A 26,433-nucleotide genomic window follows, 5' to 3' on the forward strand; every position below is an offset into this window, starting at 1 on the left:
GCCGCTAACGCTCGACCGCCGCCAGGATGTGGTCCGTCAGCAGCTTTTCGGAAATGGCGTGCGGCTGGCGGACGCCGAAATTGGTGGTGGTGATCACCGCCACCAGGGCCAGGTCGGGCACGATCACGACCTTGTTGCCGCCCGTGCCGCTCATCACCCAGGCCTTGTGGCCGCCGAAGGTCTGCAGCCAGATCAGATAGCCGTAGTCGGCGTCAGACCGGGCCTGGGCGTGCGGCGCCGTGGCGGCGGTGACATAGGCCGCGGAGAGCACCTGCCGGCCGTTCCAGCGACCCTGGTCCAGGTAGAGCTGACCCAGTTTCAGCAGGTCGCGGCTGCGCAGGCCCAGCCCGCCGCCGCCTTGGGCCAAGCCCAGGGGCGAGACCTGCCATTCGGGCTTGTCGATCCCCAAGGGCCCGAACAGGATCTCGTCGGCGAAGACGGGCAGGGGCTTGCCGACCGCGCCCTGGATCACCGCCCCCAGGGTGGTGACGCCGGCGGTGCAGTAGCTGAAGGCCCGGCCGTAGGGCGACGCCTCCGGCCTGGGCGACCAGGCCGGGAAGCCGCGCACCGGCAGGTCGAGATAGAAGCCCACCCAGTCCTCGATCAGGTACATCCGCTCCTCGTTGCCGCGCGAATATTGGTTGTCGTCGTCGCATTCGGCGATCGAGCTCATGGTCAGCAGGTCTTCCACCGTGACCTTGTCCTTGCGCGGATCGGGATTGGCGGCCGGCGGGTGGTCCTTGAGATAGGCCTTGATGGGGGCCGAGACGCCGGGCAGGGCGTGGCGGTCGAAGGCGGCGCCGGCCAGCATGGCCGTCACGGTCTTGGTCACCGAGCGGGTGTTGCGCCGCGCCTCGGCCCCGCCGTCGGGCTTGCCGTCGTCGTAATAGGCCTCGAAGGCCAGCTTGCCGTGGCGGGCGATCAGCACGCTGGTGATCTGCTGGAACTGGCCGGCCTTGATGGCGGTCGACATGGCGTCGAGCCGAGCGGTCGACAAGCCTTCGGCGGCCGGCGCGGCCGTGAGCCAATCCGACGGCGCGGCTTGAACGGCCAGCGGGGCGGCCAGGAGCAGGGCGGCGGCGAGCAGCAGCGATTTCACGGGACTCTCCGGACGGACGTGACCCTCTTCGTCTAGCCGGCGGCCCGGACCGCGTCTTGGACGGGTGAAACATCCAGCGGCCGTCCGCACAGCCGTGCGAACTCGCCCGGCGTGACGCCATAGGCCTGGCGGAACTGGCGGTTCAGATGGCTCTGGTCACAGAAGCCGGACGCCAAGGCGATCTGGCCGATCGAGACGCGGCCGCGCATCAGCAGGTCGGCGGCGCGCTCCAGTCGGCGAGTGCGCAGGCGCTCGCCCGGCGCCGCGCCCAGCCATCGGCGATAGCCGCGGGCCAAGTGGACCGGGTGGACGCCAGCCGCGCGGGCCACGTCGGCGATCGCGATCGGCTGGTCGAAGCTGTCGGCCAGGAAGGTCTCGGCCGTGGCCAGCCACGGCGGCGGACGGTCGCCATCGCTGACCGACGTCATCGCCTGGCCGGCCAGTTCCAGGCCCAGGCTCTCCAGGGTCACTGGGTCGGCGTCGCGGCTGAGCAGGGTCCGGGTCAGGCGCAGGGCGGCGCGGCGGGCGGCCGGACCCGTCAGGCGCAGGGCGTCGGCGGCCACGCGCCTGGAGACCTCCGAAAGCTCGCGCCAGACGGCGGGCTCGAAGCTGACCGCCAGGAAGTAGCCGCCGGCGGCGACGAAGCGGTCGCGGTGGATCACGCCGGGCGGGTTGTAGACCAGGACCGGCCCCTCGGTCTCCGGCCCCCAGGCGGTGGTCAGGTAGCGGCCGTGGGTGGCCAGGACGAAATGGGCGTCGTCGTGGCTGTGCTCGTGGACGTCCTCGGCGCTGGTGGTGGCCGACAGGTGGGCCAGGCGGACCTGAGGCAGGCGGCGCTCGACCGTTGGCGCGCCGTAGAACCGTCCCTGGCTGAAGGCGGTCCTCGGCGCGGCCATGTCAGCCCAGCTTTTCCGCCGCCCAGGGCGCGAAATAGCTGATGATCCCTGCCGCGCCGGCCCGCTTGAAGGCGGTCAGGCTTTCGAGGATGGCGCGATCGTGGTCGATCCAGCCGTTCTGGGCCGCAGCCTTGATCATCGCGTACTCGCCCGAGACCTGGAAGGCGTAGGTGGGCATGCGGAATTCGTCGACCAGGCGGCGCAGGATGTCCAGATAGGGCATGCCGGGCTTGACCATGATCATGTCGGCGCCCTCGGCGATGTCCAGGGCGACCTCGCGGATGGCTTCCTCGCTGTTGGCGGGGTCCATCTGGTAGGTCTTCTTGTCGCCCTGGCCCGCCGACAGTTTCGCCGAGCCTATGGCGTCGCGATAGGGGCCGTAGAACGCCGAGGCGTACTTGGCGGCGTAGGACATGATCATGGTGTCCTGGAAGTTGGCGCCTTCCAGGGCCGCGCGCAGCTTGCCGATCCGGCCGTCCATCATGTCGGATGGGGCCAGGATGTCGGCGCCGGCCTGCGCCTGCATCAGCCCCTGTTCGATCAGCCGCTCGATGGTCGGGTCGTTGAGGATCTTGCCGCCCTCGACCACGCCGTCGTGGCCGTGGTCGGTGAAGGGGTCGAGCGCCACGTCGCACATGATGCCGACCTCGGGGGCGGCGTCCTTCATGGCCTTGACGGCGCGGGGGATCACCCCGTCCGGATCGGCGGCGATCGAGCCGGCCGCGTCCTTCCGGGCGCCGTCGATGTGCGGGAAGACGGCGATGGCCGGGATGCCCAGGTCGCGGGCCCGCACGGCGGCCTTGGCGGCGTCCTTGACGCTGAGGCGCTCGACGCCGGGCATCGAGGCCACCGGGATCGTCCCTTCGCCCTCGTGCACCACCATCGACCAGATCAGGTCGGACGGCTCCAGCGTGGTCTCGCGGACCAGGCGGCGGGTCCAGTCGGCCTGGCGCAGGCGGCGCAGGCGGGTGGCGGGGTAGGGGGCGAGGGGCGGCGTGGTCATGGCCTAGGGTTTCGCGCGGCGGGCGGCGCGAGGCAAGGCGGTTGGTTGCTTAAGGGCGCTCGAACTACGGGGCGTAGTTGACGTTTTCGGCGCGCGCCTGCTGAACGCCGTCAATGCGGCGCCAGACCTGGGACTTGCAGATCAGTCCGCCCAGGACGCAACCCTTGGCCTTCATGGTGCGGCCGTCGATGAACTCGGCGGTGCCGACCAGGGTGACCTTCAGGGTCGGCACGAAGACCTTGCCGCGCATGTTGCCGTTGCGGGTGGGCTCGAAGTCGCGCAGCAACTGCTGGCCGACCAGGGTGGTCAGGCCGCTCTTGCGCGCGTCGGCCTCGGCCTTGGGGCTGGCATAGACCACGGTGCCGCAGGTGCTGGTCCCGCAGCTCTTGATCGCGACCCGGACATTGTCCTTGGGGCCGGTCCACACGCCGAGATCGGCGGCCTGGGCCGGTGCGGACACGAGGGTGACCAGCGCCGCGAGGGCGGCGAAAACGGCAGTGAACTTACGCATGACAGAAAGACTACGCCTCCGATGGCCGCGATTTGATACTGGAGGACGGGCGGATCAAGGGCGGTGCGACACTTCGTTCCGGCTTTTTGCGCACTGCGGCATTCAAAGTCAGCAAGTGAGATATGATTGACACAGTCGCGGCGGCGCGGCACGTCAGCGACCAAGAAGGATAGGGGTTCAGTCTGCCCCGCTTGGGAGGATATCGCGCATGGATTTCGCGCTCAACGACGATCAACGCGCTATCCAGGACATGGCGTCGGGCTTCGCGGCGGAACGCCTTGCCCCGCATTCCGCCGAATGGGACGAGAAGAAGCACTTTCCGGTCGACGTGCTGCGCGAGGCGGCGGGCCTGGGTTTCGCCGGGATCTATGTCCAGGACGACGTCGGCGGCAGCGGGCTGTCGCGCCTCGACGCCTCGATCATCTTCGAGGCCCTGAGCTACGGCGACGTGCCGACGGCGGCCTATCTGACGATCCACAACATGGCCTCGTGGATGATCGACCGGTTCGGCTCCGACGACCTGCGCCGGCGCTACCTGCCGCGCCTGACGACCATGGAACTGATCGCCAGCTACTGCCTGACCGAGCCGGGCTCCGGCTCGGACGCCGCCAACATGCGCACCACCGCCCGGCTGGACGGCGACCACTATGTGCTGAACGGCGGCAAGGCCTTCATCTCGGGCGGCGGGGTGTCGGACGTCTATGTGGTCATGGCCCGGACGGGCGGCGACGGGGCCAAGGGCGTCTCGGCCTTCGTGGTCGAGAAGGGGACGCCGGGCCTCAGCTTCGGCGCCAACGAGCGCAAGATGGGCTGGAACGCCCAGCCGACCGCGGCGGTGAACTTCGACGACTGCCGCGTGCCGGTCGACAACCGCATCGGCCAGGAAGGCGAGGGCTTCCGCTTCGCCATGATGGGGCTGGACGGCGGGCGGCTGAACATCGCCTCGTGCTCGCTGGGCGGCGCCCAGTTCGCGCTCGACATCGCCAAGGCCTATCTCGAGACCCGCAACCAGTTCGGCAAGGCCCTGAAGGACTTCCAGGCCCTGCAGTTCAAGCTGGCCGACATGGCCACCGAGCTGGAGGCCGCCCGTCTGATGGTGCGCCGCGCCGCCCACGCCCTGGACAACCGCGACCCGCAGGCCACCAAGCTGTGCGCCATGGCCAAGCGCTTCGCCACCGACGCCGGCTTCCAGGTGGCCAACGACGCCCTACAGCTGCATGGCGGCTACGGCTACCTGCAGGACTACCCGCTGGAGCGCATCGTCCGCGACCTGCGGGTGCACCAGATCCTGGAAGGGACCAACGAGATCATGCGGGTGATCATAGCGCGCGAGATGTTCCGGCAGTGATGTGCTAATCTGACCACAACTGGTCAGAATTGGGAGCCTCCCATGCGTGAAGTCGGCGTGCTCGAAGCCAAGACCCACCTGTCGGCCCTGCTCGACGCCGTCGAGAAGGACGGCGAGACGGTGACCATCACGCGCCACGGTCGCGCAGTGGCCACGTTGGCACCTGCGCTCCAGGCCGAGCACGGCCTTGCGCGGAAGACGCCGGCAAAGGAGCTCGTCGCTCGATTCAAGGTGCTTCGCGACTCGATCGCCGCCGCCAATCCCGAGGTCGGAAAGCTGACCTGGGAAGATCTGAAGCAGATGGCTCGCGAGTGAGATCAGTCGTTCTGGACGCCTCGGCCGCCTTGGCCTGGCTGTTGCCTTCGCAGGCGACCGAGGCCGCGTCCGCCTTCCTAGGCCAAGTTGATGCGACGATCTTCCAGGCGCCGGCCATCTTTGCGTGGGAGGTCTATAACGTGCTCGTCGGCATGGTGCGGCGAGGCCTGCTGACCGCTGAGGGATACGACCAGGCCTTGTTGAACTATCAGCGCCTCAATATTCAGCTTCACGCCTCCGCGGCGGGAATCGAAGAGCTCGCGCTTTTGGCGCGAACGACGCGTCTCAGCCTCTTCGATGCATCCTATTTCGCGCTGGCTGTTGCTGAAGGCTGGCCTCTGGCCTCACGCGACGAAGCTCTGCTGACGGTGGCCGTCGCCAATGGCGTCGAGTGTTTTGACCTGAGATCGGCGACCTGAATGATCTATCTCTGCCGCCACGGCGAAACCGAGTGGAACCGCGCGCATCGCCTGCAGGGCCAGTGCGAGTCGGACCTGACGCCGCTGGGCCGCGCCCAGGCCGGGGCGATGGCCGACCTGCTGCACGACCTGGTCCGACGCGACACCGCGCATCCCTGGCGGATCGTCGCCAGCCCGCTGCGGCGGGCGCGGGACACGGCCGGGATCATCGGCGCCAGGCTGGGCCTGCCGGTCGCGTTCGACGACCGGCTGATGGAGCTGACGGTCGGCGCGTGGGAAGGGCGTCTGCGGACGGATCTGGCGCGCGAGCACCCGGCGCTGTTCACCGACCGGACCTGGTTCTTCGCCGCGCCCGGCGGCGAGACCTACGACCAGGTGATGGCGCGGGTCGGCGGCTGGCTGTCCGAGCAGGCCGCCGAGCCGGAGCGGCGGCTGATCGTGGTCAGCCACGGCATCGCCGGCCGCCTGCTGCGCGGCGCCTATGCGGGCCTGTCGCCAGCCGAGACCCTGGAGCAGGACGTGCCGCAGGACGCGATCTATCGGCTGAGCGGCGGCCAGATCGACCGCCTCGACTGCGAACCGGTGGAAGAGCCCGAACGCGCCAAGCCAGCCGGCAGGGAAGCCGCCAGGGAAACCCTATGACCGACCAACCCGAAGTCCTTGTCCGCGTCCAGAAGAACGTCGGCCGGCTGACCCTGAACCGGCCGCAGGCGCTGCACGCCCTGACCCAGACCATGTGCGAGACGATGATCGGCGCGCTGCTGGACTGGCGGGACGATCCGGAGATCTACATGGTCGTTATCGACCATGCGGGCGAACGGGGCTTCTGCGCTGGCGGCGACATCCGCATGCTGGCCCGTAGCGGGGCGGGCGACGCGGTCGAGGCCCGGGCCTTCTTCCACACCGAGTACCAGCTGAACCACCTGCTGTTCACCTACGACACGCCCGTCGTGGCGATCCTGGACGGGGTGGTGATGGGCGGCGGCGTCGGGATCTCGATGCCGGCCCATTACCGGATCGCCACCGAGCGCACGACCTTCGCCATGCCCGAGACCGGCATCGGCCTGTTCCCCGACGTCGGCGGCGGCTGGTACCTGCCGCGCCTGCCGGGCAAGGCGGGGCTGTGGCTGGCCCTGACCGGAGCGCGGATCAAGGGCGCGGACTGCCTGCGCCTGGGGATCGCCACCCACTTCGTCGAGTTCGGCGCCGTCGAGGGCCTGAAGAAGGCGATCATCGCCGACCCGCGCCGCATCGAGGAGACGCTGAGGAAATACCGCGCCGACGCCGGCAAGGCGCCGCTGGTCAGCTTCGAGCAGGACCTCAACCGCCTATTCGTCGGCGACGGCGTCGAGCAGATCTTCGAATTCCTGGAGGCCGACAGCAGCGACTGGGGCAAGGCCCAGCTGGCGACGATGAAGACCAAGTCGCCCCAGACCCTGAAGGTCGCCTTCCGCCAGCTGGAGGCGGGGGCCGCGATGACCGACTTCGCCGCCAACATGGCCATGGAATATCGCATCGGTTCGCGGGTGGTGCGACGGCACGATTTCATCGAGGGCGTCCGCGCCGTGATCATCGACAAGGACAACGCGCCGAATTGGGATCCAGCCAAGCTTGAAGATGTCTCCGACGCCATGTTGGATGAGATTTTCGCGCCGCTCCCGCTCGATCAGGAGTGGTCGCCGCTGACGTAGCGCGATTGCTGCGTTAGCTTGCCCGCAACGAGAAGACGCCGTCGGAAGGAATATCCATGCGTAAGCCGCTACTCAGCCTCGTCGCCGTGCTCGCCCTGGCGGGCTGCGCCACGACTCCGATGGGGTCCGCGGCGCCGCCGCCGCCGCCGCCCGCCGACGCCCCCGTGGCGGTTCCCGCCAACATCGCCGCGGCCCTGTCCGATTCGAATCGTCCCGCCGCCGACATCGTCCGCGACGAGAACCGCCTTCCGGGGCAGACCCTGGCGTTCGCCGGCGTCAAGCCGGGGGCCAAGGTCGCCGACCTGATTCCCGGCGGCGGCTACTTCACCCGCATCCTGTCCAAGGCCGTCGGGCCGCGCGGCCACGTCTACGCCTATGTGCCGGACGAGCTGACCAAGCTGGCCAAGCGCGAGCCGGCGGTGACGGCCATCGCCCGCGATCCGGCCTATAAGAACGTGTCGGTAATCCTCAACACCCTGCCCAACTTCGCCACGCCGGAGAAGCTGGATCTGGTGTTCACCGCCCAGAACTACCACGACATGCACGACAAGTTCATGGGCCCGGCCGATCTGTCGGTGGTCAACCGCCAGGTCTTCAAGGCCCTGAAGCCGGGCGGGGTCTATCTGGTCATCGACCATTCGGCCGAGGCCGGCTCGGGCCTGCGCGACACCGAAACCCTGCACCGTATCGACGCCGAGGCGGTCAAGCGCGAGGTGACCGCCGCCGGCTTCATCTTCGAGGGTGAAAGCCGGGTGCTGCGCGACCGGTCCGACACTCGCAAGGTCAGCGTCTTCGATCCGTCCATCCGCGGCAAGACCGACCAGTTCATCTACAAGTTCCGCAAGCCGGCCGGAGCGCGGTAGGGCGCGACCTAGCCCGGCGTCGTCTAGGAGGCGCATGCGCTTTTCGGGACGACGCCGGGCGGCGACATCGCCGATCGGGCCTGAACCGTTTGGCGGATTCTTCGCGAGGGTGTTCACTCAAGGTGTTCACTGGCGCGATCGGTGCGTCCAATCGCGTAATTCAACACGATAGGTAAACGCACCTATGTGGACAGCGTGCGTCGCCGGTGCGAAAAGCCGAGCCTTGAGAAGGGACCGGTCGGACTCGTCGAAGTCCGTCGGATGAAGTGACCATGGACTACAAAGCCGCGTTCCGCAGCGTCGTCGACCAGATCCGCGACGAAGGCCGCTACCGGGTGTTCGCCGACGTGAAGCGCCATCGCGGCGCCTTCCCGCGCGCCACCTGGACGCGTCCGGACGGCGGCGAGAGCGAGATCGTGGTCTGGTGCTCGAACGACTATCTGGGCCAGGGCCAGAATCCCGTGGTGCTGGACGCCATGCACGCGGCGATCGACCAGCACGGCTCCGGCTCGGGCGGCACGCGCAACATCTCGGGCACCAACCACCACCATGTCGAGCTGGAGGCCGAACTGGCCGACCTGCACGGCAAGGAGGCGGCCCTGTTGTTCACCTCGGGCTACGTCTCCAACGAGGCCAGCCTGTCGGCGCTGCAGAAGATCCTGCCGGGCCTGATCATCTTCTCCGACGCCCAGAACCACGCCTCGATGATCGCCGGCATCCGCAACGGCGGCTGCGAGCGTCACATCTTCCGCCACAACGACCTGGCGCATCTGGAGCAGCTGCTGGCCGCCGCGCCGGCCGACGCGCCCAAGCTGGTGGCGTTCGAGAGCGTCTATTCGATGGACGGCGACATCGCCGACATGGCCGGCACGGTGGCCTTGGCCAAGCGCTACGGCGCCATGACCTATCTCGACGAGGTCCATGCCGTGGGCATGTACGGCTCGCGCGGGGGCGGCGTCGCCGAGCGCGACGGCCTGATGGACCAGATCGACATCATCGAGGGCACTCTGGGCAAGGCGTTCGGCGTGATGGGCGGCTACATCACCGGTGATGCGGTGGTGGTCGACGCCATCCGCCTGGTCGCCTCGGGCTTCATCTTCACCACCTCGCTGCCGCCGGCCCTGACCGCCGGGGCCCTAGCCAGCGTGAAGTACCTCAAGCAGCATCCGGAGGTCCGCGAGGCCCACCAGGAGCGCGCCCGGACGCTGAAGGCGATGTTCAAGGCCGCTGGCCTGCCGGTGATGGACAACGACAGCCACATCGTCCCGGTGCTGGTCGGCGACCCCGTGCACTGCAAGATGATCAGCGACATGCTGCTGGCCGACCACGGCGTCTACGTGCAGCCGATCAACTACCCGACCGTGCCGCGCGGCACCGAGCGCCTGCGCTTCACCCCCACGCCCTTCCACACCGACGAGATGATGCGCAAGCTGGTCGGGGCGATGGAGAAGCTCTGGGCCCACTGCAACGTGGCCCGCATGGGCGGCCACGCGGCTTAGGTTTCAAATCCTCCCCCTGTGGGGGAGGTGTCGGCGGAGCCGACGGAGGGGGGGAGTGATCGGCCGATAGCCGGTCCTACGATCTCCGCCCCTAGAACTCCCCCCACCGATCGCTGTGCGATCGCCTCCCCCACAGGGGGAGGGGTAGGTCAGCGCCCCCGCATCTTCCCCTTGCCCAGGCCGATCGACTTGGCGAAGTCGGAGCGGCGCTCGGCATATGCGGGGGCCACCATCGGGTAGTCGCCGGGCAGCGACCATTTGCGCCGGTATTCCTCGGGGCTCATGTCGTAGTGGGTGCGCAGGTAGCGCTTGAGCATCTTCAGCTTCTTGCCGTCTTCCAGGCAGACGATGTAGTCGCGCTGCACCGACCGCGAGACCGGCACGGCGGGCTTGTTGCGCTCGGTGGGCTGCTGGTCGGTTTGCGCGCCGTTCAGGGCCGACAGGGCGCCATGGACCGAGCGGATCAGGTCGGGGATGGCCGTGCGCGCCACGGTGTTCTGGGCCACGTAGGCGGCGACGATGCTCGCGCTCAAGCCCAGAATGTCGACGTCGTCTTCATGGGGCCCCGCCTCGCCGTACGCCGTCGCCATACTCTTTCCCGCCTGTCTTCGATCTGGTTGGAAGTCGCCAAAACGCCTGCGCCGCCAGCCCGACTGGCGCCGCTTCCTTCGCAACGTCCCGTCTTGGGATGAGGTTCCCGGATTGATCGCGGCGCGAAGGGGGTTAAAGAGAGCGCGACCGAACTCCGCCCGAGTCCGACACCTCGGCGTCCTTCCAGTCTCCCAGCCCCAGGAGAGCGTCCATGACCGCACCGGCCAGCAACATCACCGCCGACAAGAGCGCCTTCTTCGGGGCCGACCTGGCCGCGGCCGACCGCGACATCTTCGACCGCATCGGTTTGGAGCTGAACCGCCAGCAGAACCAGATCGAGCTGATTGCGTCGGAGAACATCGTCTCGCGCGCCGTGCTGGAGGCCCAGGGCTCGATCCTGACCAACAAGTACGCCGAGGGCTATCCGGGCAAGCGCTACTACGGCGGCTGCGAATATGTCGACGAGATCGAGACCATCGCCATCGAACGGGCCAAGGCGCTGTTCGGCGCCGGCTTCGCCAACGTCCAGCCGCACTCGGGCTCGCAGGCTAACCAGTCGGTGTTCATGTCGCTGCTGCAGCCGGGCGACACCTTCCTGGGCATGGATCTGGCCGCCGGCGGCCACCTGACTCACGGCAGCCCCGCCAATCAGTCGGGCAAGTGGTTCAAGCCGGTGTCCTACACCGTGCGCCAGCAGGACCAGCTGATCGACTACGACGCCGTCGAAGAGGTGGCCAAGGCCCACAAGCCCAAGCTGATCATCGCCGGGGGCAGCGCCTACAGCCGCCAGATCGACTTCGCCCGCTTCCGGCAGATCGCCGACGCGGTCGGCGCCTATCTGATGGTCGACATGGCCCACTTCGCGGGCCTGGTGGCCGGCGGCGTGTTCCCCAGCCCGATCCCCCACGCTCACGTGGTCACCACCACCACCCACAAGACCCTGCGCGGCCCGCGCGGCGGCATGGTGCTGACCAATGACGAGGCGATCATCAAGAAGGTCAATTCGGCGGTGTTCCCCGGCCTGCAGGGCGGTCCGCTGGAGCATGTGATCGCCGCCAAGGCGGTGGCGTTCGGTGAAGCGCTGCAGCCGGGCTTCAAGGCCTACGCGCAGGCGGTGATCGACAACGCCAAAGCCCTGGCCGAGGCGCTGCAGACCCAAGGCGTCAACATCGTCTCGGGCGGCACCGACAGCCATTTGATGCTAGTCGATCTGCGCCCCAAGGGCGTGACCGGCCGGGACGCCGAGCACAGCCTCGAGCGCGCTCACATGACCTGCAACAAGAACGGCGTGCCCTTCGACACCGCCCCGTTCACCGTGACCTCGGGCATCCGCCTGGGCACGCCCGCGGGCACCACCCGCGGCTTCGGCACGGCCGAGTTCACCCGCGTGGGCCAACTGATCGGCGAGGTCGTCAACGGCCTGGCCGCCAATGGCCCGGACGGCAACGCCGAGGTCGAGGCCAGGGTGCGCGAGGAAGTCCTGGCCTTGACGGCAAGGTTCCCGATCTACAACTAATAGGCCTGCATCGGGCGGGAGGGCCTAGATCATGCGCTGCCCGTTCTGCGGCCATATGGAAAGCCAGGTGAAGGACAGCCGCCCGTCGGAAGACGGGGCGGCGATCCGCCGTCGTCGGCTCTGTCCGGAGTGCGGCGGCCGCTTCACCACCTTCGAGCGGGTGCAGCTGCGCGAGCTGACCATCGTCAAGCGGTCGGGCCGGCGCTCGCCCTTCGACCGCGAGAAGCTGGTGCGCTCGATCTCGATCGCCACGCGCAAGCGGCCGGTCGATCCCGAGCGGGTCGAGCGGATGGTCAACGGCATCGTCCGGCAGCTGGAAAGCCAGGGCGAGACCGAGCTGCCGTCGTCGGCGGTGGGCGAAATGGTCATGAAGGCGTTGAAGTCGCTCGATGACGTCGCCTATGTCCGCTACGCCTCGGTGTATCGCGATTTCCGGGAAACCAGCGATTTCGCGAAGTTTCTGGGCCAGGAAGGCCTGAGCGACGTCGCCGAGGACGAACTATAGGCGCATCCTGTGATTCGGTTTCGGCGGCCCCGGACCGCCGGGGCGCTACAATTCGGTTTGGCGACGGCGCCGTTTGGTGCGAAGTGACCTGCCCTGCAGCAGACGCGCCCCGTCGAGGAGAAGTCAAAGGACTATGGTGGAAGACAAGATTCGCCTGCTGATCGTGGAGGCCCGGCGCTATTCGGGGCTTTCCGACGCGTTGCTGCAAGGTGCGGCGCAGGCGATCGACGCCCAGGGCGCCGAGTACGACGTGATCACCGTGTCCGAGGCGATGCAGATCCCCACCGCCATCGCCCTGGCCGAGGAGGCCGGCCATCGCCCCGTCGGCGTGCGCTATGACGGGTTCGTGGCGCTGGGCGTGATCATCCGCGGAGAGACCTATCATTCCGAGGTCATGGCCAACGAGACCGCGCGCGGCCTGAACGACCTGTCGTTCGGCAAGCGCCTGGCCATCGGCTACGGCGTCGTTAATGTCGACGAGGAAGATCAAGCCTGGACCCGGGCCCGCGCCTCGGAAGGCGATCGCGGCGGCAAGGCCGCCCAGCAGTGCCTGGAGATCGTGGGCTTGAAGCGTCAACTGGCGGGACAATCGCGATGAGCCGCGGCGATCGCATCCAGCCCCGCTCGGTGGCCCGCCTGGCCGCCGTCCAGGCCCTGTACCAGATGGAAGTCTCCGGCGTCGGCGTCGACGCGGTGGTCCGTGAATTCTCCGAGCACCGGTTCGACCGCGACGTCGACGGACCGGACGGCGATCGCCTGGCCCAGGCCGACGAGGCCTTCTTCGCCGAACTGGCCAAGGGCGTCGTCGCCCATCAGGCCGCCGTCGACCAGGCCATCGTCAAGCGCCTGGCCTCGGGCTGGAAGCTGGAGCGCCTGGACGCCACGGCCCGCGCGGTGCTTCGTTCCGGGGCCTATGAGCTGATGCACCGGCCCGACGTGCCGAAGGAGGTCGTGATCGACGAATATGTCGAGATCGCCAAATCGTTCTTCGAGGGACCGGAATCCGGTTTCATCAACGGCGCCCTGGACGCCATCGCGCGTGACGCCAGAAGCTGACGACGACTGGTTCGACGAGCCGACGGCGCAAGCGCCGGCGGTCGATGACGCGTGGTTCGATGAGGCCGCGACGCCGGCCGCCGCGCCGCCTGTCGACGAGTTCGGCCTGATCGAGCGGCTGCTGCGGCCGCTGACTCGCGGCGACCCGGCGGCGCTCAGCCTGCTGGACGACGCGGCCGTGCTGCCCTCGCGGCCGGGCTACGACCTGGTGATCACCAAGGACGCGATGGTGGCCGGCGTGCACTTCCTGGCCGGCGAGGACCTGGACGTGGTTGCCAAGCGGCTGCTGCGCACCAACCTGTCGGACCTGGCCGCCAAGGGCGCGGTTCCCTACGGCTATTTCCTGGCGGTGGGCTGGCCCTCGGGCACCACCCTGACCGACCGCGAGACCTTCGCCCGCGGCCTGGCCGAGGACGGCGAGCTGTACGACGTCAGCCTGCTGGGCGGCGACACCGTCACCACCTCGGGTCCGATGGTGGTCTCGGCCACCTTCCTGGGCTGGGTGCCCAGCGGCGACGCGGTGCTGCGCAAGGGCGCGCGGGTCGGCGACCGCCTGATGGTCAGCGGCACGATCGGCGACGGCTGGCTGGGCCTGCTGGCCCACTGGGGCGAGGTCGAAGACCCCGACGGCGGTCTGGTGCGCCGCTATCGCCTGCCGCCGCCGCGCCTGGCCATCCGCGACGCCCTGCGCGCCTATGCCCGCGCCGCGTCCGATGTCTCCGACGGCCTGCTGGCCGACGCCGCCCACGTGGCCAAGGCCAGCGGCCTGCGGGTCAAGGTCGACCTGGACCGCCTGCCGCTGTCACCTGGCGCCCGCCACTGGCTGGGCGCCCAGCCGGAAGCCGGCGAGGCCCGGATGTCGCTGGCGTCGGGCGGCGACGACTACGAGATCGTCTGCGCCGTCGACCCCACCGACGTGGCCGCCTTCCAGGCCGCCGCCATGGCCGCCGGCGTCCCCGTGCGCGACATCGGCGAGTTCGTGGAAGGCGAGGGGATCTGCGCCCTGTTCAAGGGCAAGGACATCACCCCTGAGCGGCTGGGCTGGCTGCACGGCTGAGGCCTTGCGTCCTTCGAGGCTCGCCTGCGGCTCGCACCTCAGGATGAGGACGTCCTTGCACTGAATTCCTCATCCTGAGGCGCCCGCGCAGCGGGCCTCGAAGGACGTACCGCGTCGCCGGTAGCAAAGCCTCAAGCCTTCTCGGCTAAAGGGACGGAGATGATCCGTCCTTCGCCCGTCGCCCGCCGCGCGTTCCTGACCGCCTCGCTGGCCCTGCTGGCGACGCCGGCCCTGGCGCGTTCGGCCAAGAAGGAGAAGAAGGGCGGCAAGGAAGCCGAGGGCGAGGAAGCGCCCGATCCGGTGATCAAGCTGCAGTCGATGGCCCTGCCGGTCATCGCCGGCGGCAAGCTGGTCAATTACGTCTTCGTGCAGATGACCGTCACCCTGAAGCCCGGCGTGCTGGTCACGATTTTCGAGGGCAAGGAGCCGCTGCTGCGCGACGCCATCGTCCGCGAGGCCCACAACAAGCCGTTCCTGCGTCCCGACAGCTATGTCGCTCTCGACGAGGCCCGGCTGAAGGCCTCGGTGCTGCGCGAAGTCAACGGCCTGATCGGGCCGGGCAAGGTGGCGCTGGTGACCGTGGTCAAGCAGACGCCACGCAACTTCGTCGCGCCGCCGGCCAAGCCCGGGACAACGGCCAAGCCGGCGCCCCGGCCCACGTCGGCCGGCGACTCCGATCTCGTCCCCTAGCGTTCGCGCAAGCGCTCGAAGCCGCAGGCGCGGCCGAAAGCATGGCTGAACGCTGTTCCCGCAAGCGGTTGACACCCTGCGTCCATTTGGCACTGTCCATCCCTTGGCGCCGACCCGGCGTCATCAGGGAGCATCGAGGGGCATGAGGCCATAGGCCCGCCCGTCGCGTGCGGCCGGGGGCGGTCTTTCCGATCGTGATCCTGTCGAGGCGGCGACCCCTCGTGATTGAAACGCGAAGAGGGCGACTGACCGATGAGTTCTTGGCTTTATGTGGCCATAGGGGCCGGACTGCTGGCGGTGCTGTACGGCGCCGTGCAGACGGCGTCTCTGATGCGGGCTTCGCCCGGCAATGCGAAGATGCAGGAGATCGCCGCGGCGATCCAGGAAGGGGCCCAGGCCTATCTGAACCGCCAGTATACGACGATCGCCATCGTCGGCGTGGTGGTCATCGCCCTGCTGGGCTTCTTCTTCAAGTCGTGGGAACAGCCGGTGGGCTTCGCCCTGGGCGCGATCCTGTCGGGCGCGGCCGGCTTCGCGGGCATGCTGATCTCGGTCCGGGCCAATGTCCGCACCGCCCAGGCCTCGTCCGAGAGCCTGTCCAAGGGCCTGTCGATGGCCTTCACCTCCGGCGCCGTGACCGGCATGCTGGTGGCGGGCTTCGCCCTGATCGGGGTGGCCGGCTATTTCGCCCTGCTGCTGTCCATGGGCCATGAGGGCACCGACCGGGTGGTCGTCGACTCGCTGGTCTCCCTGGGCTTCGGCGCCTCGCTGATCTCGATCTTCGCCCGCCTTGGCGGCGGCATCTTCACCAAGGGCGCCGACGTCGGCGGCGACCTGGTCGGCAAGGTCGAGGCCGGCATTCCGGAAGACGACCCCCGCAACGCCGCGACCATCGCCGACAATGTGGGCGACAATGTCGGCGACTGCGCCGGCATGGCCGCCGACCTGTTCGAGACCTATGCGGTGACCACGGTCGCGACCATGGTGCTGGCCGCGATCTTCTTCGGCGGGACCGAGGTGGTGTCGTCGATGATGCTGCTGCCGCTGGCCATCTGCGCGGTCTGCATCGTCACCTCGATCATCGGCTCGTTCGCCGTGCGCCTAGGCAAGAAGCAGAACATCATGGGCGCCCTCTACCAGGGCCTGATCGTCACCGGCGTGCTGTCGATCCCGGCGGTCTGGTACGTGATCCACCAGCTGGTCCCGATCTCGATCGAGTTGGACGGCCGGATGTTCACCGCCGACAACCTGTTCTACTGCGGTCTGGTCGGTCTGGCCGTCACCGCCGCCATCGTGGTGATCACCGAATACTACACCGGCACCAACTTCCGCCCGGTCAAGTCGGTGGCCCAGGCCAGCGTCTCCGGCCACGGCACCAACGTGATCCAGGGCCTGGCCATGTCGCTGGAGTCTACGGCCCTGCCGGCTTTGACGATCATCGTCGGCATCCTGGTGACCTACAACCTGGCGGGCCTGTTCGGCATCGCCATCGCCACCACCACCATGCTGTCCCTGGCCGGCTTCATCGTCGCCCTGGACGCTTTCGGCCCGGTCACCGACAACGCCGGCGGCATCGCGGAAATGGCCGGTCTGCCGCCCGAAGTCCGCGTCACCACCGACGCCCTGGACGCGGTGGGCAACACCACCAAGGCCGTCACCAAGGGCTACGCCATCGGTTCGGCCGGCCTGGGCGCCCTGGTGCTGTTCGCCGCCTATACCGAGGACCTGAAGTTCTTTTCGGACAACGCCGCGCCGGGCAGCTTCTTCGACGGCATGGGCGCGGTGACCTTCGACCTCTCCAACCCCTATGTGGTGGTCGGCCTGCTGTTCGGGGGGCTGCTGCCCTTCCTGTTCGGCGGCATGTCGATGACCGCCGTGGGCCGGGCGGCCGAGTCGGTGGTGGCCGAGGTGCGCCGCCAGTTCCGCGAGAACCCGGGCATCATGACCTACGAGGTCAAGCCCGAGTACGGCAAGGCGGTCGACATCCTGACCAAGGCGGCGATCCGCGAGATGATCGTGCCCTCGCTGCTGCCGGTGGTTTCGCCGGTGGTGCTGTTCTTCGTGATCCAGGCCATCGCCGGCAAGGTCGACGCGTTCGCCGCGCTCGGCGCCATGCTGATGGGCGTGATCGTCACCGGCCTGTTCGTCGCCATTTCGATGACCAGCGGGGGCGGGGCCTGGGACAACGCCAAGAAGGTGATCGAGGAAGGTTTCACCGACAAGGACGGCGTGCTGCATCAGAAGGGCGGCGACACCCATAAGGCGGCGGTCACCGGCGACACCGTCGGCGACCCCTACAAGGACACCTCGGGTCCCGCCGTGAACCCGATGATCAAGATCACCAACATCGTGGCCCTGCTGCTTCTCGCGGTCCTGGCCCACGGCGTCTGATGAAAGCCGTGCGTCCTTCGAGGCTTTGCTTCGCTACGCACCTCAGGATGAGGAAGTCAGCAAGATGTTCCTCATCCTGAGGCGACCGCGAACGCGGGCCTCGAAGGACGCAATGCGCTAGACGACTCTGACATGACGACGCCCCGGAGGTTTCCCTCCGGGGCGTTTTCCGTTGTGGGCGCGGCGCCAGGCTTAGCTGCGGCGACGGTCGTGGCGGTAGTCCTGGCGGTCGTGGCGCTCGATCCGAACCTGGCGGCTCAGGCGATCGAAGCGGGCGTCCAGGTCGGCGCGCTCGCGCATCGACAGGCCGTTGGACCGGCGATAGCTAGCCTCCAGGCGGCTGAGCGAGCGGAACTCGCCGCGCAGGCGCAGGGCTTCCGAACGGGTCAGCGAGCCGTTGCGGACGCCCTGGTCGATCCGGTGCTCCAGATTGGCCTGGCGCTGGTTGATGGTCTGCCACGGCGCGGCCTGGGCGGCCAGCGGGGCGGCGGCGACGGCGGCCAGGGCGGCCAGGGCGAGAAGAGTGCGCTTCATGATCTTGTCTCCGACGATGTCCTGTCGGGCGCTTGGCGCGTCCGATCGAGGCCATAAGATCCGGTTCCGGCTGAACGTTCCCAGAGCGCGTCGTTATCTGGCGTTCATGCGGCGGCGGTGAACGGAACGCGGCCATGGCCGTTGTCTGGGCAGGCCGAGCTGACGGTCAGGGTGGGGGAGACGACGACGCGTGACGCTGCAGCAGGGACTGTCCTTCGGCCTGATCGGCGCGACGGTGTTGTGCTTCATCTGGGGGCGCTGGCGTTACGACCTGATCGCGCTGGGCGCCCTGGCCCTGGGCGTGGTGTGCGGGCTGATCCCGATCAAGTCGGCGTTCAGCGGCTTTTCCAACGACATCGTGGTGATCATCGCCAGCGCCCTGGTGCTCAGCGCCGCCATCTCGCGCTCGGGTCTGGTCGACAGCCTGATGGCTCCGTTGTTGCCCCACCTGAAGGACGAGCGCACCCAGGTTCCGGTGCTGTCGACCGCCACGACGGTGCTGTCGATGGTCACCAAGAATGTCGGGGCCCTGGCGCTGATGATGCCGTCGGCCCTCCGCATCGCCCGCAACACCGGGGTGTCGCCGGGGCGGCTGCTGATGCCGATGTCGTTCGGTTCGCTGGTCGGCGGCTTGGCCGTGCTGGTCGGCACCTCGCCCAACATCATCGTCTCGGAGGTGCGGCGCGAGGCGCTGGGCAAGCCCTTCGCCATGTTCGACTTCATGCCGGTGGGCGGAACCCTGTCGGTGCTGGCGATCGCCTACCTGGCCTTCGCCTATCGCCTGCTGCCCAGGAGCCGGGCGGCGGCCATCGACATCGATGCGGCCCTGGCGGCCAACGCCTATGTCACCGAGGTGGAGGTCCCGGAGGGCTGGACGTTCGGACGCTGCCGGATCGCCGACCTGCAGAAGGCGGCGGGGGAGGCGGTGGTCGTCGTGGCCCTGCTGCGCGGTCGTCGGCGCATCGCCTCGCCGCATCCCAACCGCAAGCTCCTGCCCGGCGACGTCCTGCTGCTGGAAGGCCAGCAGCAGGAGCTGAACGAACTGATCGTCAAGGCCAGGCTGAAGCTCAGCGACGCCGACCGGCCGGTGGTCATGGAGGCGCCGACCGACGAGGTGCGGGTGGTCGAGGCGGTGATCGGCGCGGAGTCCGACCTGATCGGCCAGACCGCCAAGGGCTTGAGCCTGAACGACACCTACGGCGTCAACCTGCTGGGCGTCAGTCGGGCGGGCTACCGCATGGCCGGCCGCCTGGCGACCGTGCGGATGAAGGCCGGCGACATCCTGGTGCTGCAGGGCGCCGAACAGCTGCTGCCGGCGGCGCTGCAGGCCCTGGGCTGTCTGCCGCTGGCCGAGCGCGAGGTGCGGCTGGGGGGCTTTCGCCACGCCCTGCTGCCGACCGCCATCCTGGCCGCGGCCATGCTGCTGGTGGCGTTCGGCGTCCTGCCGGTGGCCGGCGGCTTCTTCGCGGCGGCCGTCGTGGTGGTGGCCACGGGCGCTCTGCGGATGCGCGAGGCCTATGCGGCCCTGGACGCCCCGGTGCTGGTGCTGGTGGCGGCCCTGATCCCGGTCAGCGACACGGTCCAGGCCAGCGGCGGCACCGACCTGATCGCCGGCTGGCTGTCGGGCGCGTTCCACGGCCTGCCCCCATTGCTGACCCTGACGGCGATGATGGCGGTGGCGATGGCGGCGACGCCGTTCCTGAACAACGCCGCCACGGTGCTGATCGTCGCCCCGATCGGGCTGGGCCTGGCCAAGCACCTGGGCCTGAGCCCCGACCCGTTTCTGATGGCCGTGGCGGTGGGGGCGGGCTGCGACTTCCTCACCCCGGTCGGCCACCAGTGCAACACCCTGGTGCTGGGGCCGGGCGGCTACCGGTTCGGCGACTACGCCCGGCTGGGCGCGCCGCTCACCGTATTGATCCTGGTCGTGGCCCCCAGCCTGATCGCCCTGGTCTGGCCGTTCGCCGGCCGCTGAGCGGGGCGATGGTCAGTACACGTCTTCCGGATCGAGAACCGGCTCGGGATCGGTCCGGCCATAGGCGTCGGCGAAGGCCGGAAAGTCGGCTGTCGGGGCCACGCCGCGCCGTTCCTGGCCGACATAGTCGTGGTCGATCCTGCGCCGACGGCAGGGACCGAAATAGGCGCCGGCCCGGACGAAGTCGCGCGGGTTGTTGATCACCTCGTTGACCCGGTGCAGCACGCCCCGCGCGGTCAGCGGCTTGGCCAGGAACTCGGTGACCCCGGCCATGCGCGCCTCGTCCAGGCTGGCGCGGGTGGCGTGACCGGTGACCATGATGATCGGCGTGTACGGATTGGCGCTGGCGGGCGAGGTGCGCACCCAGCGGATGAAGGCCAGGCCGTCGACCGGCTGCATCATCAGGTCGGTGAAGATGATATCGACTTCGCGCTCGGTGACGGCCTTCAGGGCCTCGACGCCGTCGCAGGCCTCCAGGATCTTGCGCACGCCCAGCGACTTGAGGACCGTGGCGATGATCTCGCGCATCGGCGCGTTGTCGTCGATGATGAGCACCGTCAACGGGCGCAGGTCAGGCGCGCTCAAGATCTTCCCCCGGGGCGAGGGTCGCGGCGCGGCGACAGCCGTGGCGACCTTGCGCCCGGAGGATGGGGCGAGCGTCGTTGAGAAAACGTTGATACCGCGAAAAAATGTCGCAGAAAATCAGGTGGTTGTTCTTAACGGATTGCAGCGCGAGGACCGTCGGTCCTAGCGGCGGTCCTGCGGGCGGTTGCCTGGAACGTCCTGGTCGTCCTGGGGTAGCATGCCGCCGCGGCCGACGTTGCCCAGCAGCTGTTCGAGGATGGTCATCTCGCGGCCGCGGGTCGGGGTCTCATGGCCGTTATAGGCGATGACCTTGCCATCCTTCAGGGTGTAGGTGTCGACCGAGGCGACCTTTTCGTCGGCCGGGTTGAACTTGATCGCCACCACGTCGCGCTTGATCACCCGCGGCTTGTAGAAGGCCACGCGGTCGGTGGTCTGCGAAATGTAGTACCAGGCGTTCTGGTCGAAGGTCGAGGTGGCCGAGGGCGAGCCCAGCTTTTCGGTCACGGTCGACTTGCTGTCCTCGCCGATCTTCATGTCGGCGGGCTTGGCTTCGATGGCCTGGAAGCCCGAATAGCTCGTCAGCGGCGTACAGCCTCCGGCGACGGCGGCGAGGCCGATGACGGCGGCGGCGAAAACGGCGGGACGAGACATTGAGGCTCCGGAACCTTGAGCAGGCTGACTTTGACCTATCGCCCGCGCGGGCTTAGTTCAATGGTCCGCGTGGATCGAACGGCTAACTACTTCCGCGTCGCGGCGAAATCGAGGCCAAGTGATGTTTCTGGACCGGCTGCTCAAACCCAGGCCCGCCAAGGCGGCGGGGGGTAAACTCTATGCCTCGGCGGTGGCCCAGGCCCGTTCGCCGGCGTTCTACGCCCGGATGGGAGTGAACGACTCGATGGAAGGGCGGTTCGAGCTGTTCACCCTGCATGTGGCCCTGCTGCTGGAACGACTGAAGGGGCAGGGCGAGTCGGCGGCCGAGGTTTCGCAGGAGACTTTCAACGCCTATACTCGCGGCCTGGACGACGCCTTCCGCGAGATCGGCGTCTCCGACACCGCCGTCGGCAAGAAGATGAAGAAGCTGGTCGGCGCCGCCTATGGCCGCCTCAAGGCGTTCGACGAGGCCGCCAAGGCCTTGCCCGACAGCTCGGTGCTGAGCGCCGCCCTGGCCCGTACGGCCTTCGAGGAGCGCGGCGAGGGCGACCTGACGGGCCTGACCGACTATGTGGTCGCCGCGCGCGACCAACTGGCGGCCCAGCCGCTGGAGACCCTGCTGCAAGGAGAGGCCCAATGGCCGAAGGCGTGATCGATCCCTGGCCCAGCGTGGTCGCCCTGGGGCGGGTCAGCCGCGGCGGCGTCGACCTGCGCTTCGAGCCGGACGAGGGCGCGCGCCGCGAGATCGCCAGGACCCTGGGCCTGGTGGCGCTGGAGTCGCTGACGGCCGAGATCTTCCTGCGGCCGTGGATGGACGGCGCCGAGGTTTCCGGCCTGATCCGCGCCCGGGTGACCCAGGTGTGCGGCGTCTCGGCCGACGAGTTCGAGGAGCCCATCGAATCGCGGTTCAGCGTCCACGTCCTGCCGGCCGACAGCGAATACGCGCCCCAGGACGAGGAAAGCGGCGGCGAACTGGGCATCGATCCGGACGGCGACGATCCGCCCGACGTGCTGGAGGGCGAGACCATCGACGTCTCCGGCTACGTCATCGAGCACCTGGCCCTGGAGCTGGATCCGTTCCCGCGCAAGCCGGGGGCGGTCTTTCAGCCGCCGGCCGAGCCCGTGGACCTTTCGCCGTTCGCCGCGTTGAAAAAGCTGAAGAGCGACCCCAACGCCGGGGGAGAAGGAGCCTGAAATGGCCGAGTCCTTCCGCTTGCGTGATATTTTCGCGGCTGTATCGTCCCGCCGCCTTGCCATCACCCTTGAAAGGGGCGGTGCGCCGCTACAGGAGCCGATAGCGCCTCGTGCCTAACCCCGTAGTCATTTCGATCGACGCCATGGGCGGGGATCACGGTCCTTCCGTGATCGTGCCCGCCGTGGCGTTGGCGGCCAAGAGCCTGCCCGACGTCCGCTTCCTGCTGCACGGCGACGAAGCCCAGCTGAACGCCCAGCTGGCCAAGTGCCCGGACGCCCGGACCGTCAGCGAGGTGCGCCACACCGACAAGGCCATCTCGATGGAGGAGAAGCCCGCCCAGGCCATGCGCCGGGGCAAGGGCACCAGCCTGTGGAACGCGGTCGAAGCGATCCGCGCGGGAGAGGCCGCCGCCTGCGTCTCGGCCGGCAACACCGGCGCCCTGATGGCGATCTCCAAGCTGATCCTGCGCATGGGCGCCAATCTGGAGCGCCCGGCCATCGTGGCCAGCTGGCCGACGATGCAGGGCGTCTCGGCGGTGCTGGACGTCGGCGCCAATGTCGAGAGCGACGCCAAGCAGCTGATCGAGTTCGCGATCATGGGCGCGGCCTTCCACCACGCGGTGCACGGGTCGGAGCGGCCGACCGTGGGCCTGCTCAATGTCGGCTCCGAGGACCAGAAGGGCCATGAGGAGGTGCGCGAGGCGCACGCCATCCTCAAGGAAACCAAGCTGGACTTCGACTATCGCGGCTTCGTCGAAGGCACCGACATCGCCAAGGGCACGGTCGACGTGGTCGTCACTGATGGCTTCACCGGCAATGTCGCCCTGAAGACCGCCGAGGGCCTGGCCCGGTTCTTCGGGGCCGAGATCAAGGCCACCCTGACGTCCGGCCCGCTGGCCATGCTGGGGGCGCTCATCGCCTCGGGCGCGCTGAAGAAGATGCGCCGGCGCCTGGATCCCGGCCGCGTCAACGGCGGCCCGCTGCTGGGCCTGAACGGCATCGTGGTCAAGAGCCATGGCGGGGCCGACGCCCTGGGCTACGCCTCGGCCATCCGCGTGGCGGTCGACCTGGCGCGCAGCGACTTCTCGGCCGAGATCGAACGCAATCTGAAACGTCTGACCGAAACCAGCCTCAAAGCCGGTGCAGAAGAGGAAAAGGCTGGAGGCGTGTCGGGCGCCGAAGGCCAGGGAGCTTCCGAGTGAGCGTAATTCGTAGCGCCGTCACCGGCGTCGGGGCCTATCTGCCGGACAACATCGTCACCAACGACCAGTTGGCCGAAACGGTCGACACCAGCGACGCCTGGATCGTCGAACGCACCGGCATTCGCCAGCGCCACAAGGTGGCCGACGACCAGCCGGTCTCGGACCTGGCCTTCCGCGCCGCCCAGCAGGCGCTGGAGCGGGCCGGCAAGACCGCCGCCGACGTCGACCTGATCATCGTGGCCACCACCACGCCGGACATGACGTTCCCGGCCACGGCCACCATCGTCCAGCGCAAGCTGGGCGCGCCGGTCGGCATCGCCTTCGACGTCCAGGCCGTCTGCTCGGGCTTCGTCTACGCCCTCAGCGTTGCCGACGGCTTCGTGGCCCGGGGGCATTCGAAGTGCGCCCTGGTGATCGGGGCCGAGGCCATGACCCGGCTGATGGACTGGACCGACCGCGGCACCTGCGTGCTGTTCGGCGACGGGGCCGGGGCGGTGGTGCTGGAGCCGCGCGAAGGGCAGGGGACCACGGCCGACCAGGGCGTGCTCGGCTTCGCCCTGCGGGCCGACGGCACAAAGCAGGAGCTGCTCTATGTCGACGGCGGCCCGTCGACCACGGGCACGGTCGGCAAGCTGCGCATGCTGGGCAACCAGGTGTTCAAGCACGCGGTGATCAACATCTCCGAGGCGATCCACGCCGCCGCCAAGGCGGCCGACGTGACGATCCCCGAGGTCGACTGGTTCATCCCCCACCAGGCCAACCAGCGCATCCTGGCCGGGGTCGCCCATCGGGTCGGCATCGACGAGGACAAGGTGATCTCGACGGTCGCCCTGCACGCCAACACCTCGGCCGCCTCGATCCCCCTGGCCTTCGCCCAGGGAATCGCCGACGGTCGGATCAAGCCGGGCCAGCTGCTGCTGCTCGAGGCGATGGGTGGCGGGCTGACCTGGGGCGCCTGCGTTCTGCGACTTTGAAGCCAAGCTTCGCCGTTTTAAGTCGCCAGCTTGCGTGATCGTCTCAAGTCCTGGCGCTCAGCCTTTGACTCCATGCGATAATCACGGCATGCAGGCTGGAGTTGATGAGAGCGCGTTGCAGAAACACGGGGCTCCACCCCGTCCGAGGCGCGCGCTCTGGGGTTTGTCAATCCAGCGTAAAGGGGGCGTCATGAAAGGCGCGACATTGACCCGGGCCGATCTCTGCGAGGCGGTCCATGAGGAAGTCGGTCTGACCCGCCAGGACTGTGCGGGCCTGGTCGAACGCACCCTGGATCTGGTCGCCGAGGCGCTGGAGAAGGGTGAGACGGTCAAGCTTTCCGGCTTCGGCGTTTTCCAGGTGCGCGACAAGCGGGCCCGCATGGGCCGTAACCCCAAGACCGGCGAGCCCGCCGAGATCGAGCCCCGCCGGGTGATCGGTTTCCGGGCTTCGCAGGTCATGAAGGCGCGAATCGACCGCGCCCTCGGCGGCTAAGAAGGAATCGATGCGGTGGCGAAGGGGCCCAACGCCTTCCGCACGATTTCCGAAGCCGCCGACGAGCTGGGCGTGCCGCAGCACGTCCTGCGCTTCTGGGAAACCAAGTTCTCGTTCATTCGCCCGATGAAGCGGGCCGGCGGGCGGCGGTTCTACCGCCCGCAGGACATCGCCGTGCTGAGCGGCGTGCGCGCCCTGCTGCACGCCGAGGGCTACACCATCAAGGGCGTGCAGAAGCTGCACCGCGAGCAGGGCCTGACCCACGTGATCGCCGCGGGCCTGGGCGACAACGGCTCGGCCTCGCTGGACGCCCTGGCCGTCGCGAGCCTCGATTCGCTTCCGCGCGGCGACCTGGCCGACGAGGCGCGCGACCGGCTGGTCCTGGCGTTGGACGACCTGCAGGCCGTCAAAGCCCGGCTGGACGGGCTTTTGCGGGGCGCCTGAGGGGCGCTTCAAATCCCTGGGAATTGCCCGAGAAATCCCATTGCCCCCGGCAAGGCTCGCACCTATAAGGGCGCTCCTTCCGGATCGGAGCGTGGCGCAGCCTGGTAGCGCACTTGACTGGGGGTCAAGGGGTCGCAGGTTCGAATCCTGTCGCTCCGACCATTTCCTCCTCGCGAGGATTTGAGACCGGAAGAATGGAAAGGCCGCCCTCCGGGGCGGCCTTTTTCGTTTCGATGCTGTGCGTCCTTCGAAGCCGCTTCGCGGCGCCTCAGGATGAGGAACTCTGTTGCTCTGAATTCCTCATCCTGAGGTGCGAGGCGCAGCCGAGCCTCGAAGGACGCACGATGTCAGCGCCCGACGGGCTTGTCCGCCTTGCCCATCCACGACATCAGCGGCATCAGCGGCAAACCCCAGCCCAGGCCGGCGACCACGAAATAGATCAGTTGGACGGCGCGATTGTCCGGCAGGAAATCGTAGAGGCTGGTGAAGGCCCAGATCCAGGCGCCCAGGAACACCAGTATGCCGATCCCGCCGATCAGTTTGCGCAGGCGGGCGGGAATGAGGGGAGCGCTCAAGCGGGTCTCCGGAAGATGCTCGAAAAGATGCCGAGAACGGCCAGGAAGAAGATCGCGCCCACGCTGGAGACCAGCAGGCTGCCGAGGAAGCCGTCGAACCTCAGGTCCAGCCGCTGGGCGATGAACGTCCCGATGAACGAACCGACGACGCCGATCAAGAGCTTGGTGAACAGCCCGTGGTGGCGGGCCAGCACCAGGTCGGCCACCCAGCCGGCCAGGATGCCGATCACCACGGCCACAAAAACGCCAACCCCGCTCATCCCGGTCTCCGATCCAGCACAGGGCATCATCGCATGTGAGGCCCTACGCGTCATGAGGCATGGACGGCCGCGCATGTCGGGCGTACGGCAAGGCTT

The 26,433-nt window shown here is 68.4% G+C and carries 31 protein-coding genes, 1 tRNA gene and 2 pseudogenes; 23 read left to right on the forward strand and 11 right to left on the reverse strand.

Annotated elements, in window-relative coordinates:
• Positions 1-4: 4 nt before the first annotated feature.
• The 4 genes from G3M57_RS10225 to G3M57_RS10240 all read right to left on the reverse strand — a co-directional run bounded on the left by G3M57_RS10225 (position 5) and on the right by G3M57_RS10240 (position 3,509).
• Positions 5-1,099, reverse strand: a complete 1,095-nt coding sequence (locus G3M57_RS10225; protein WP_163230319.1) for a serine hydrolase domain-containing protein — start codon at positions 1,097-1,099, stop codon at positions 5-7.
• A gap of 32 nt (positions 1,100-1,131) precedes the next feature.
• A complete protein-coding gene (locus G3M57_RS10230; protein WP_163230321.1) occupies positions 1,132-1,995 on the reverse strand; it encodes a helix-turn-helix transcriptional regulator in 864 nt (287 codons plus the stop codon).
• A 1-nt stretch (position 1,996) separates the two neighbouring features.
• Positions 1,997-2,998 (reverse strand): porphobilinogen synthase, encoded by a 1,002-nt coding sequence (gene hemB, locus G3M57_RS10235; protein WP_163230323.1) that lies wholly within the window; start codon positions 2,996-2,998, stop codon positions 1,997-1,999.
• 64 nt (positions 2,999-3,062) lie between these two features.
• Positions 3,063-3,509 (reverse strand): DUF2147 domain-containing protein, encoded by a 447-nt coding sequence (locus G3M57_RS10240; protein WP_056759969.1) that lies wholly within the window; start codon positions 3,507-3,509, stop codon positions 3,063-3,065.
• Positions 3,510-3,717: 208 nt separating this feature from the next.
• Between G3M57_RS10240 and G3M57_RS10245 the strand changes: the two genes are divergently transcribed.
• The 7 genes from G3M57_RS10245 to hemA all read left to right on the forward strand — a co-directional run bounded on the left by G3M57_RS10245 (position 3,718) and on the right by hemA (position 9,644).
• On the forward strand, positions 3,718-4,857 hold the full coding sequence (locus tag G3M57_RS10245; RefSeq protein WP_163230325.1) for an isobutyryl-CoA dehydrogenase: 1,140 nt from the start codon (positions 3,718-3,720) through the stop codon (positions 4,855-4,857).
• 42 nt (positions 4,858-4,899) lie between these two features.
• A complete protein-coding gene (locus G3M57_RS10250) occupies positions 4,900-5,172 on the forward strand; it encodes a type II toxin-antitoxin system Phd/YefM family antitoxin (protein WP_163230327.1) in 273 nt (90 codons plus the stop codon).
• Positions 5,169-5,591, forward strand: coding sequence for a type II toxin-antitoxin system VapC family toxin (locus tag G3M57_RS10255; RefSeq protein WP_269141722.1), 423 nt, complete (start codon positions 5,169-5,171; stop codon positions 5,589-5,591). Before G3M57_RS10250 ends, G3M57_RS10255 begins: the two co-directional genes overlap by 4 nt.
• Positions 5,592-6,233 (forward strand): histidine phosphatase family protein, encoded by a 642-nt coding sequence (locus G3M57_RS10260; protein WP_163230331.1) that lies wholly within the window; start codon positions 5,592-5,594, stop codon positions 6,231-6,233.
• The gene (locus G3M57_RS10265) at positions 6,230-7,282 is read left to right on the forward strand and encodes an enoyl-CoA hydratase/isomerase family protein (protein WP_163230333.1); all 1,053 of its coding nucleotides are present in this window, start codon (positions 6,230-6,232) and stop codon (positions 7,280-7,282) included. Before G3M57_RS10260 ends, G3M57_RS10265 begins: the two co-directional genes overlap by 4 nt.
• 56 nt (positions 7,283-7,338) lie before the next feature.
• A complete protein-coding gene (locus G3M57_RS10270) occupies positions 7,339-8,145 on the forward strand; it encodes a class I SAM-dependent methyltransferase (protein WP_163230335.1) in 807 nt (268 codons plus the stop codon).
• A gap of 272 nt (positions 8,146-8,417) precedes the next feature.
• Positions 8,418-9,644, forward strand: a complete 1,227-nt coding sequence (hemA, locus tag G3M57_RS10275) for a 5-aminolevulinate synthase (protein ID WP_056759983.1) — start codon at positions 8,418-8,420, stop codon at positions 9,642-9,644.
• Positions 9,645-9,793: 149 nt separating this feature from the next.
• Here the strand turns inward: hemA and G3M57_RS10280 are convergent, their stop codons facing one another.
• Complete coding sequence (locus G3M57_RS10280; RefSeq protein ID WP_163230337.1) at positions 9,794-10,234, reverse strand: Ros/MucR family transcriptional regulator; 441 nt, start codon at positions 10,232-10,234, stop codon at positions 9,794-9,796.
• A 212-nt stretch (positions 10,235-10,446) separates the two neighbouring features.
• On the opposite strand from G3M57_RS10280, the gene glyA reads away from it, so the two are divergent.
• The 8 genes and pseudogenes from glyA (at position 10,447) to G3M57_RS10315 (ending at position 17,450) form a co-directional block, all read left to right on the forward strand.
• Positions 10,447-11,751 (forward strand): serine hydroxymethyltransferase, encoded by a 1,305-nt coding sequence (glyA, locus tag G3M57_RS10285; protein WP_163230339.1) that lies wholly within the window; start codon positions 10,447-10,449, stop codon positions 11,749-11,751.
• Between the two features lie 31 nt (positions 11,752-11,782).
• Positions 11,783-12,256, forward strand: a complete 474-nt coding sequence (nrdR, locus tag G3M57_RS10290; RefSeq protein ID WP_028040434.1) for a transcriptional regulator NrdR — start codon at positions 11,783-11,785, stop codon at positions 12,254-12,256.
• 133 nt (positions 12,257-12,389) lie between these two features.
• The gene (locus tag G3M57_RS10295; RefSeq protein WP_056759989.1) at positions 12,390-12,854 is read left to right on the forward strand and encodes a 6,7-dimethyl-8-ribityllumazine synthase; all 465 of its coding nucleotides are present in this window, start codon (positions 12,390-12,392) and stop codon (positions 12,852-12,854) included.
• Positions 12,851-13,312 (forward strand): transcription antitermination factor NusB, encoded by a 462-nt coding sequence (gene nusB, locus G3M57_RS10300; RefSeq protein ID WP_056759991.1) that lies wholly within the window; start codon positions 12,851-12,853, stop codon positions 13,310-13,312. The genes G3M57_RS10295 and nusB overlap by 4 nt, the downstream gene beginning before the upstream one ends.
• Complete coding sequence (gene thiL, locus G3M57_RS10305) at positions 13,221-14,369, forward strand: thiamine-phosphate kinase (protein WP_056759993.1); 1,149 nt, start codon at positions 13,221-13,223, stop codon at positions 14,367-14,369. Before nusB ends, thiL begins: the two co-directional genes overlap by 92 nt.
• Before the next feature lie 24 nt (positions 14,370-14,393).
• Positions 14,394-14,493 (forward strand): annotated as a pseudogene (locus G3M57_RS27435) (hypothetical protein).
• A gap of 35 nt (positions 14,494-14,528) precedes the next feature.
• Positions 14,529-15,059, forward strand: a complete 531-nt coding sequence (locus tag G3M57_RS10310) for a hypothetical protein (protein WP_163230341.1) — start codon at positions 14,529-14,531, stop codon at positions 15,057-15,059.
• Between the two features lie 252 nt (positions 15,060-15,311).
• Positions 15,312-17,450, forward strand: coding sequence for a sodium-translocating pyrophosphatase (locus G3M57_RS10315; protein WP_163230343.1), 2,139 nt, complete (start codon positions 15,312-15,314; stop codon positions 17,448-17,450).
• 192 nt (positions 17,451-17,642) lie between these two features.
• Here the strand turns inward: G3M57_RS10315 and G3M57_RS10320 are convergent, their stop codons facing one another.
• Positions 17,643-17,984 (reverse strand): hypothetical protein, encoded by a 342-nt coding sequence (locus G3M57_RS10320; RefSeq protein ID WP_056759999.1) that lies wholly within the window; start codon positions 17,982-17,984, stop codon positions 17,643-17,645.
• 190 nt (positions 17,985-18,174) lie between these two features.
• Here G3M57_RS10320 and G3M57_RS10325 point away from each other — a divergent pair, with 190 nt between their 5' ends.
• Positions 18,175-19,959 carry an SLC13 family permease gene (locus tag G3M57_RS10325; RefSeq protein ID WP_056760001.1) on the forward strand — a complete coding sequence of 595 codons (1,785 nt, stop codon included), beginning with the start codon at positions 18,175-18,177 and terminating at the stop codon, positions 19,957-19,959.
• A 12-nt stretch (positions 19,960-19,971) separates the two neighbouring features.
• On the opposite strand, the gene G3M57_RS10330 is transcribed toward G3M57_RS10325, so the two are convergent.
• Both G3M57_RS10330 and G3M57_RS10335 read right to left on the reverse strand, forming a co-directional pair.
• Positions 19,972-20,544, reverse strand: coding sequence for a response regulator (locus tag G3M57_RS10330; protein ID WP_230983789.1), 573 nt, complete (start codon positions 20,542-20,544; stop codon positions 19,972-19,974).
• 162 nt (positions 20,545-20,706) lie between these two features.
• The gene (locus G3M57_RS10335) at positions 20,707-21,195 is read right to left on the reverse strand and encodes an outer membrane protein assembly factor BamE (protein WP_056760003.1); all 489 of its coding nucleotides are present in this window, start codon (positions 21,193-21,195) and stop codon (positions 20,707-20,709) included.
• Positions 21,196-21,316: 121 nt separating this feature from the next.
• Here G3M57_RS10335 and G3M57_RS10340 point away from each other — a divergent pair, with 121 nt between their 5' ends.
• The 7 genes from G3M57_RS10340 (at position 21,317) to G3M57_RS10370 (ending at position 25,664) form a co-directional block, all read left to right on the forward strand.
• Complete coding sequence (locus tag G3M57_RS10340) at positions 21,317-21,847, forward strand: ubiquinol-cytochrome C chaperone family protein (protein ID WP_056760006.1); 531 nt, start codon at positions 21,317-21,319, stop codon at positions 21,845-21,847.
• A complete protein-coding gene (locus G3M57_RS10345; protein WP_056760007.1) occupies positions 21,832-22,389 on the forward strand; it encodes a YceD family protein in 558 nt (185 codons plus the stop codon). Before G3M57_RS10340 ends, G3M57_RS10345 begins: the two co-directional genes overlap by 16 nt.
• Positions 22,390-22,499: 110 nt before the next feature.
• Positions 22,500-23,591: a phosphate acyltransferase PlsX gene (gene plsX, locus G3M57_RS10350; protein ID WP_230983788.1), complete on the forward strand. Its 1,092-nt coding sequence runs from the start codon at positions 22,500-22,502 to the stop codon at positions 23,589-23,591.
• On the forward strand, positions 23,588-24,565 hold the full coding sequence (locus tag G3M57_RS10355) for a beta-ketoacyl-ACP synthase III (protein ID WP_056760013.1): 978 nt from the start codon (positions 23,588-23,590) through the stop codon (positions 24,563-24,565). The genes plsX and G3M57_RS10355 overlap by 4 nt, the downstream gene beginning before the upstream one ends.
• 190 nt (positions 24,566-24,755) lie before the next feature.
• A complete protein-coding gene (locus tag G3M57_RS10360) occupies positions 24,756-25,058 on the forward strand; it encodes an integration host factor subunit alpha (protein WP_012287059.1) in 303 nt (100 codons plus the stop codon).
• A gap of 15 nt (positions 25,059-25,073) precedes the next feature.
• Positions 25,074-25,502 (forward strand): MerR family transcriptional regulator, encoded by a 429-nt coding sequence (locus tag G3M57_RS10365; protein WP_056760015.1) that lies wholly within the window; start codon positions 25,074-25,076, stop codon positions 25,500-25,502.
• A gap of 85 nt (positions 25,503-25,587) precedes the next feature.
• Positions 25,588-25,664, forward strand: a tRNA-Pro gene (locus tag G3M57_RS10370).
• 99 nt (positions 25,665-25,763) lie between these two features.
• Here G3M57_RS10370 and G3M57_RS27950 read toward each other — a convergent pair.
• The 3 genes and pseudogenes from G3M57_RS27950 to G3M57_RS10380 form a co-directional block, all read right to left on the reverse strand.
• Positions 25,764-25,825: pseudogene (locus tag G3M57_RS27950) on the reverse strand (hypothetical protein); the annotation flags it as partial.
• A 24-nt stretch (positions 25,826-25,849) separates the two neighbouring features.
• Complete coding sequence (locus G3M57_RS10375; protein WP_056760017.1) at positions 25,850-26,077, reverse strand: DUF2842 domain-containing protein; 228 nt, start codon at positions 26,075-26,077, stop codon at positions 25,850-25,852.
• Complete coding sequence (locus tag G3M57_RS10380) at positions 26,074-26,337, reverse strand: GlsB/YeaQ/YmgE family stress response membrane protein (RefSeq protein ID WP_163230345.1); 264 nt, start codon at positions 26,335-26,337, stop codon at positions 26,074-26,076. Before G3M57_RS10380 ends, G3M57_RS10375 begins: the two co-directional genes overlap by 4 nt.
• Between the last annotated feature and the right edge of the window lie 96 nt (positions 26,338-26,433).

This window comes from Caulobacter rhizosphaerae, from assembly GCF_010977555.1.
GTDB classification, from domain to species: Bacteria; Pseudomonadota; Alphaproteobacteria; order Caulobacterales; family Caulobacteraceae; genus Caulobacter; species Caulobacter rhizosphaerae.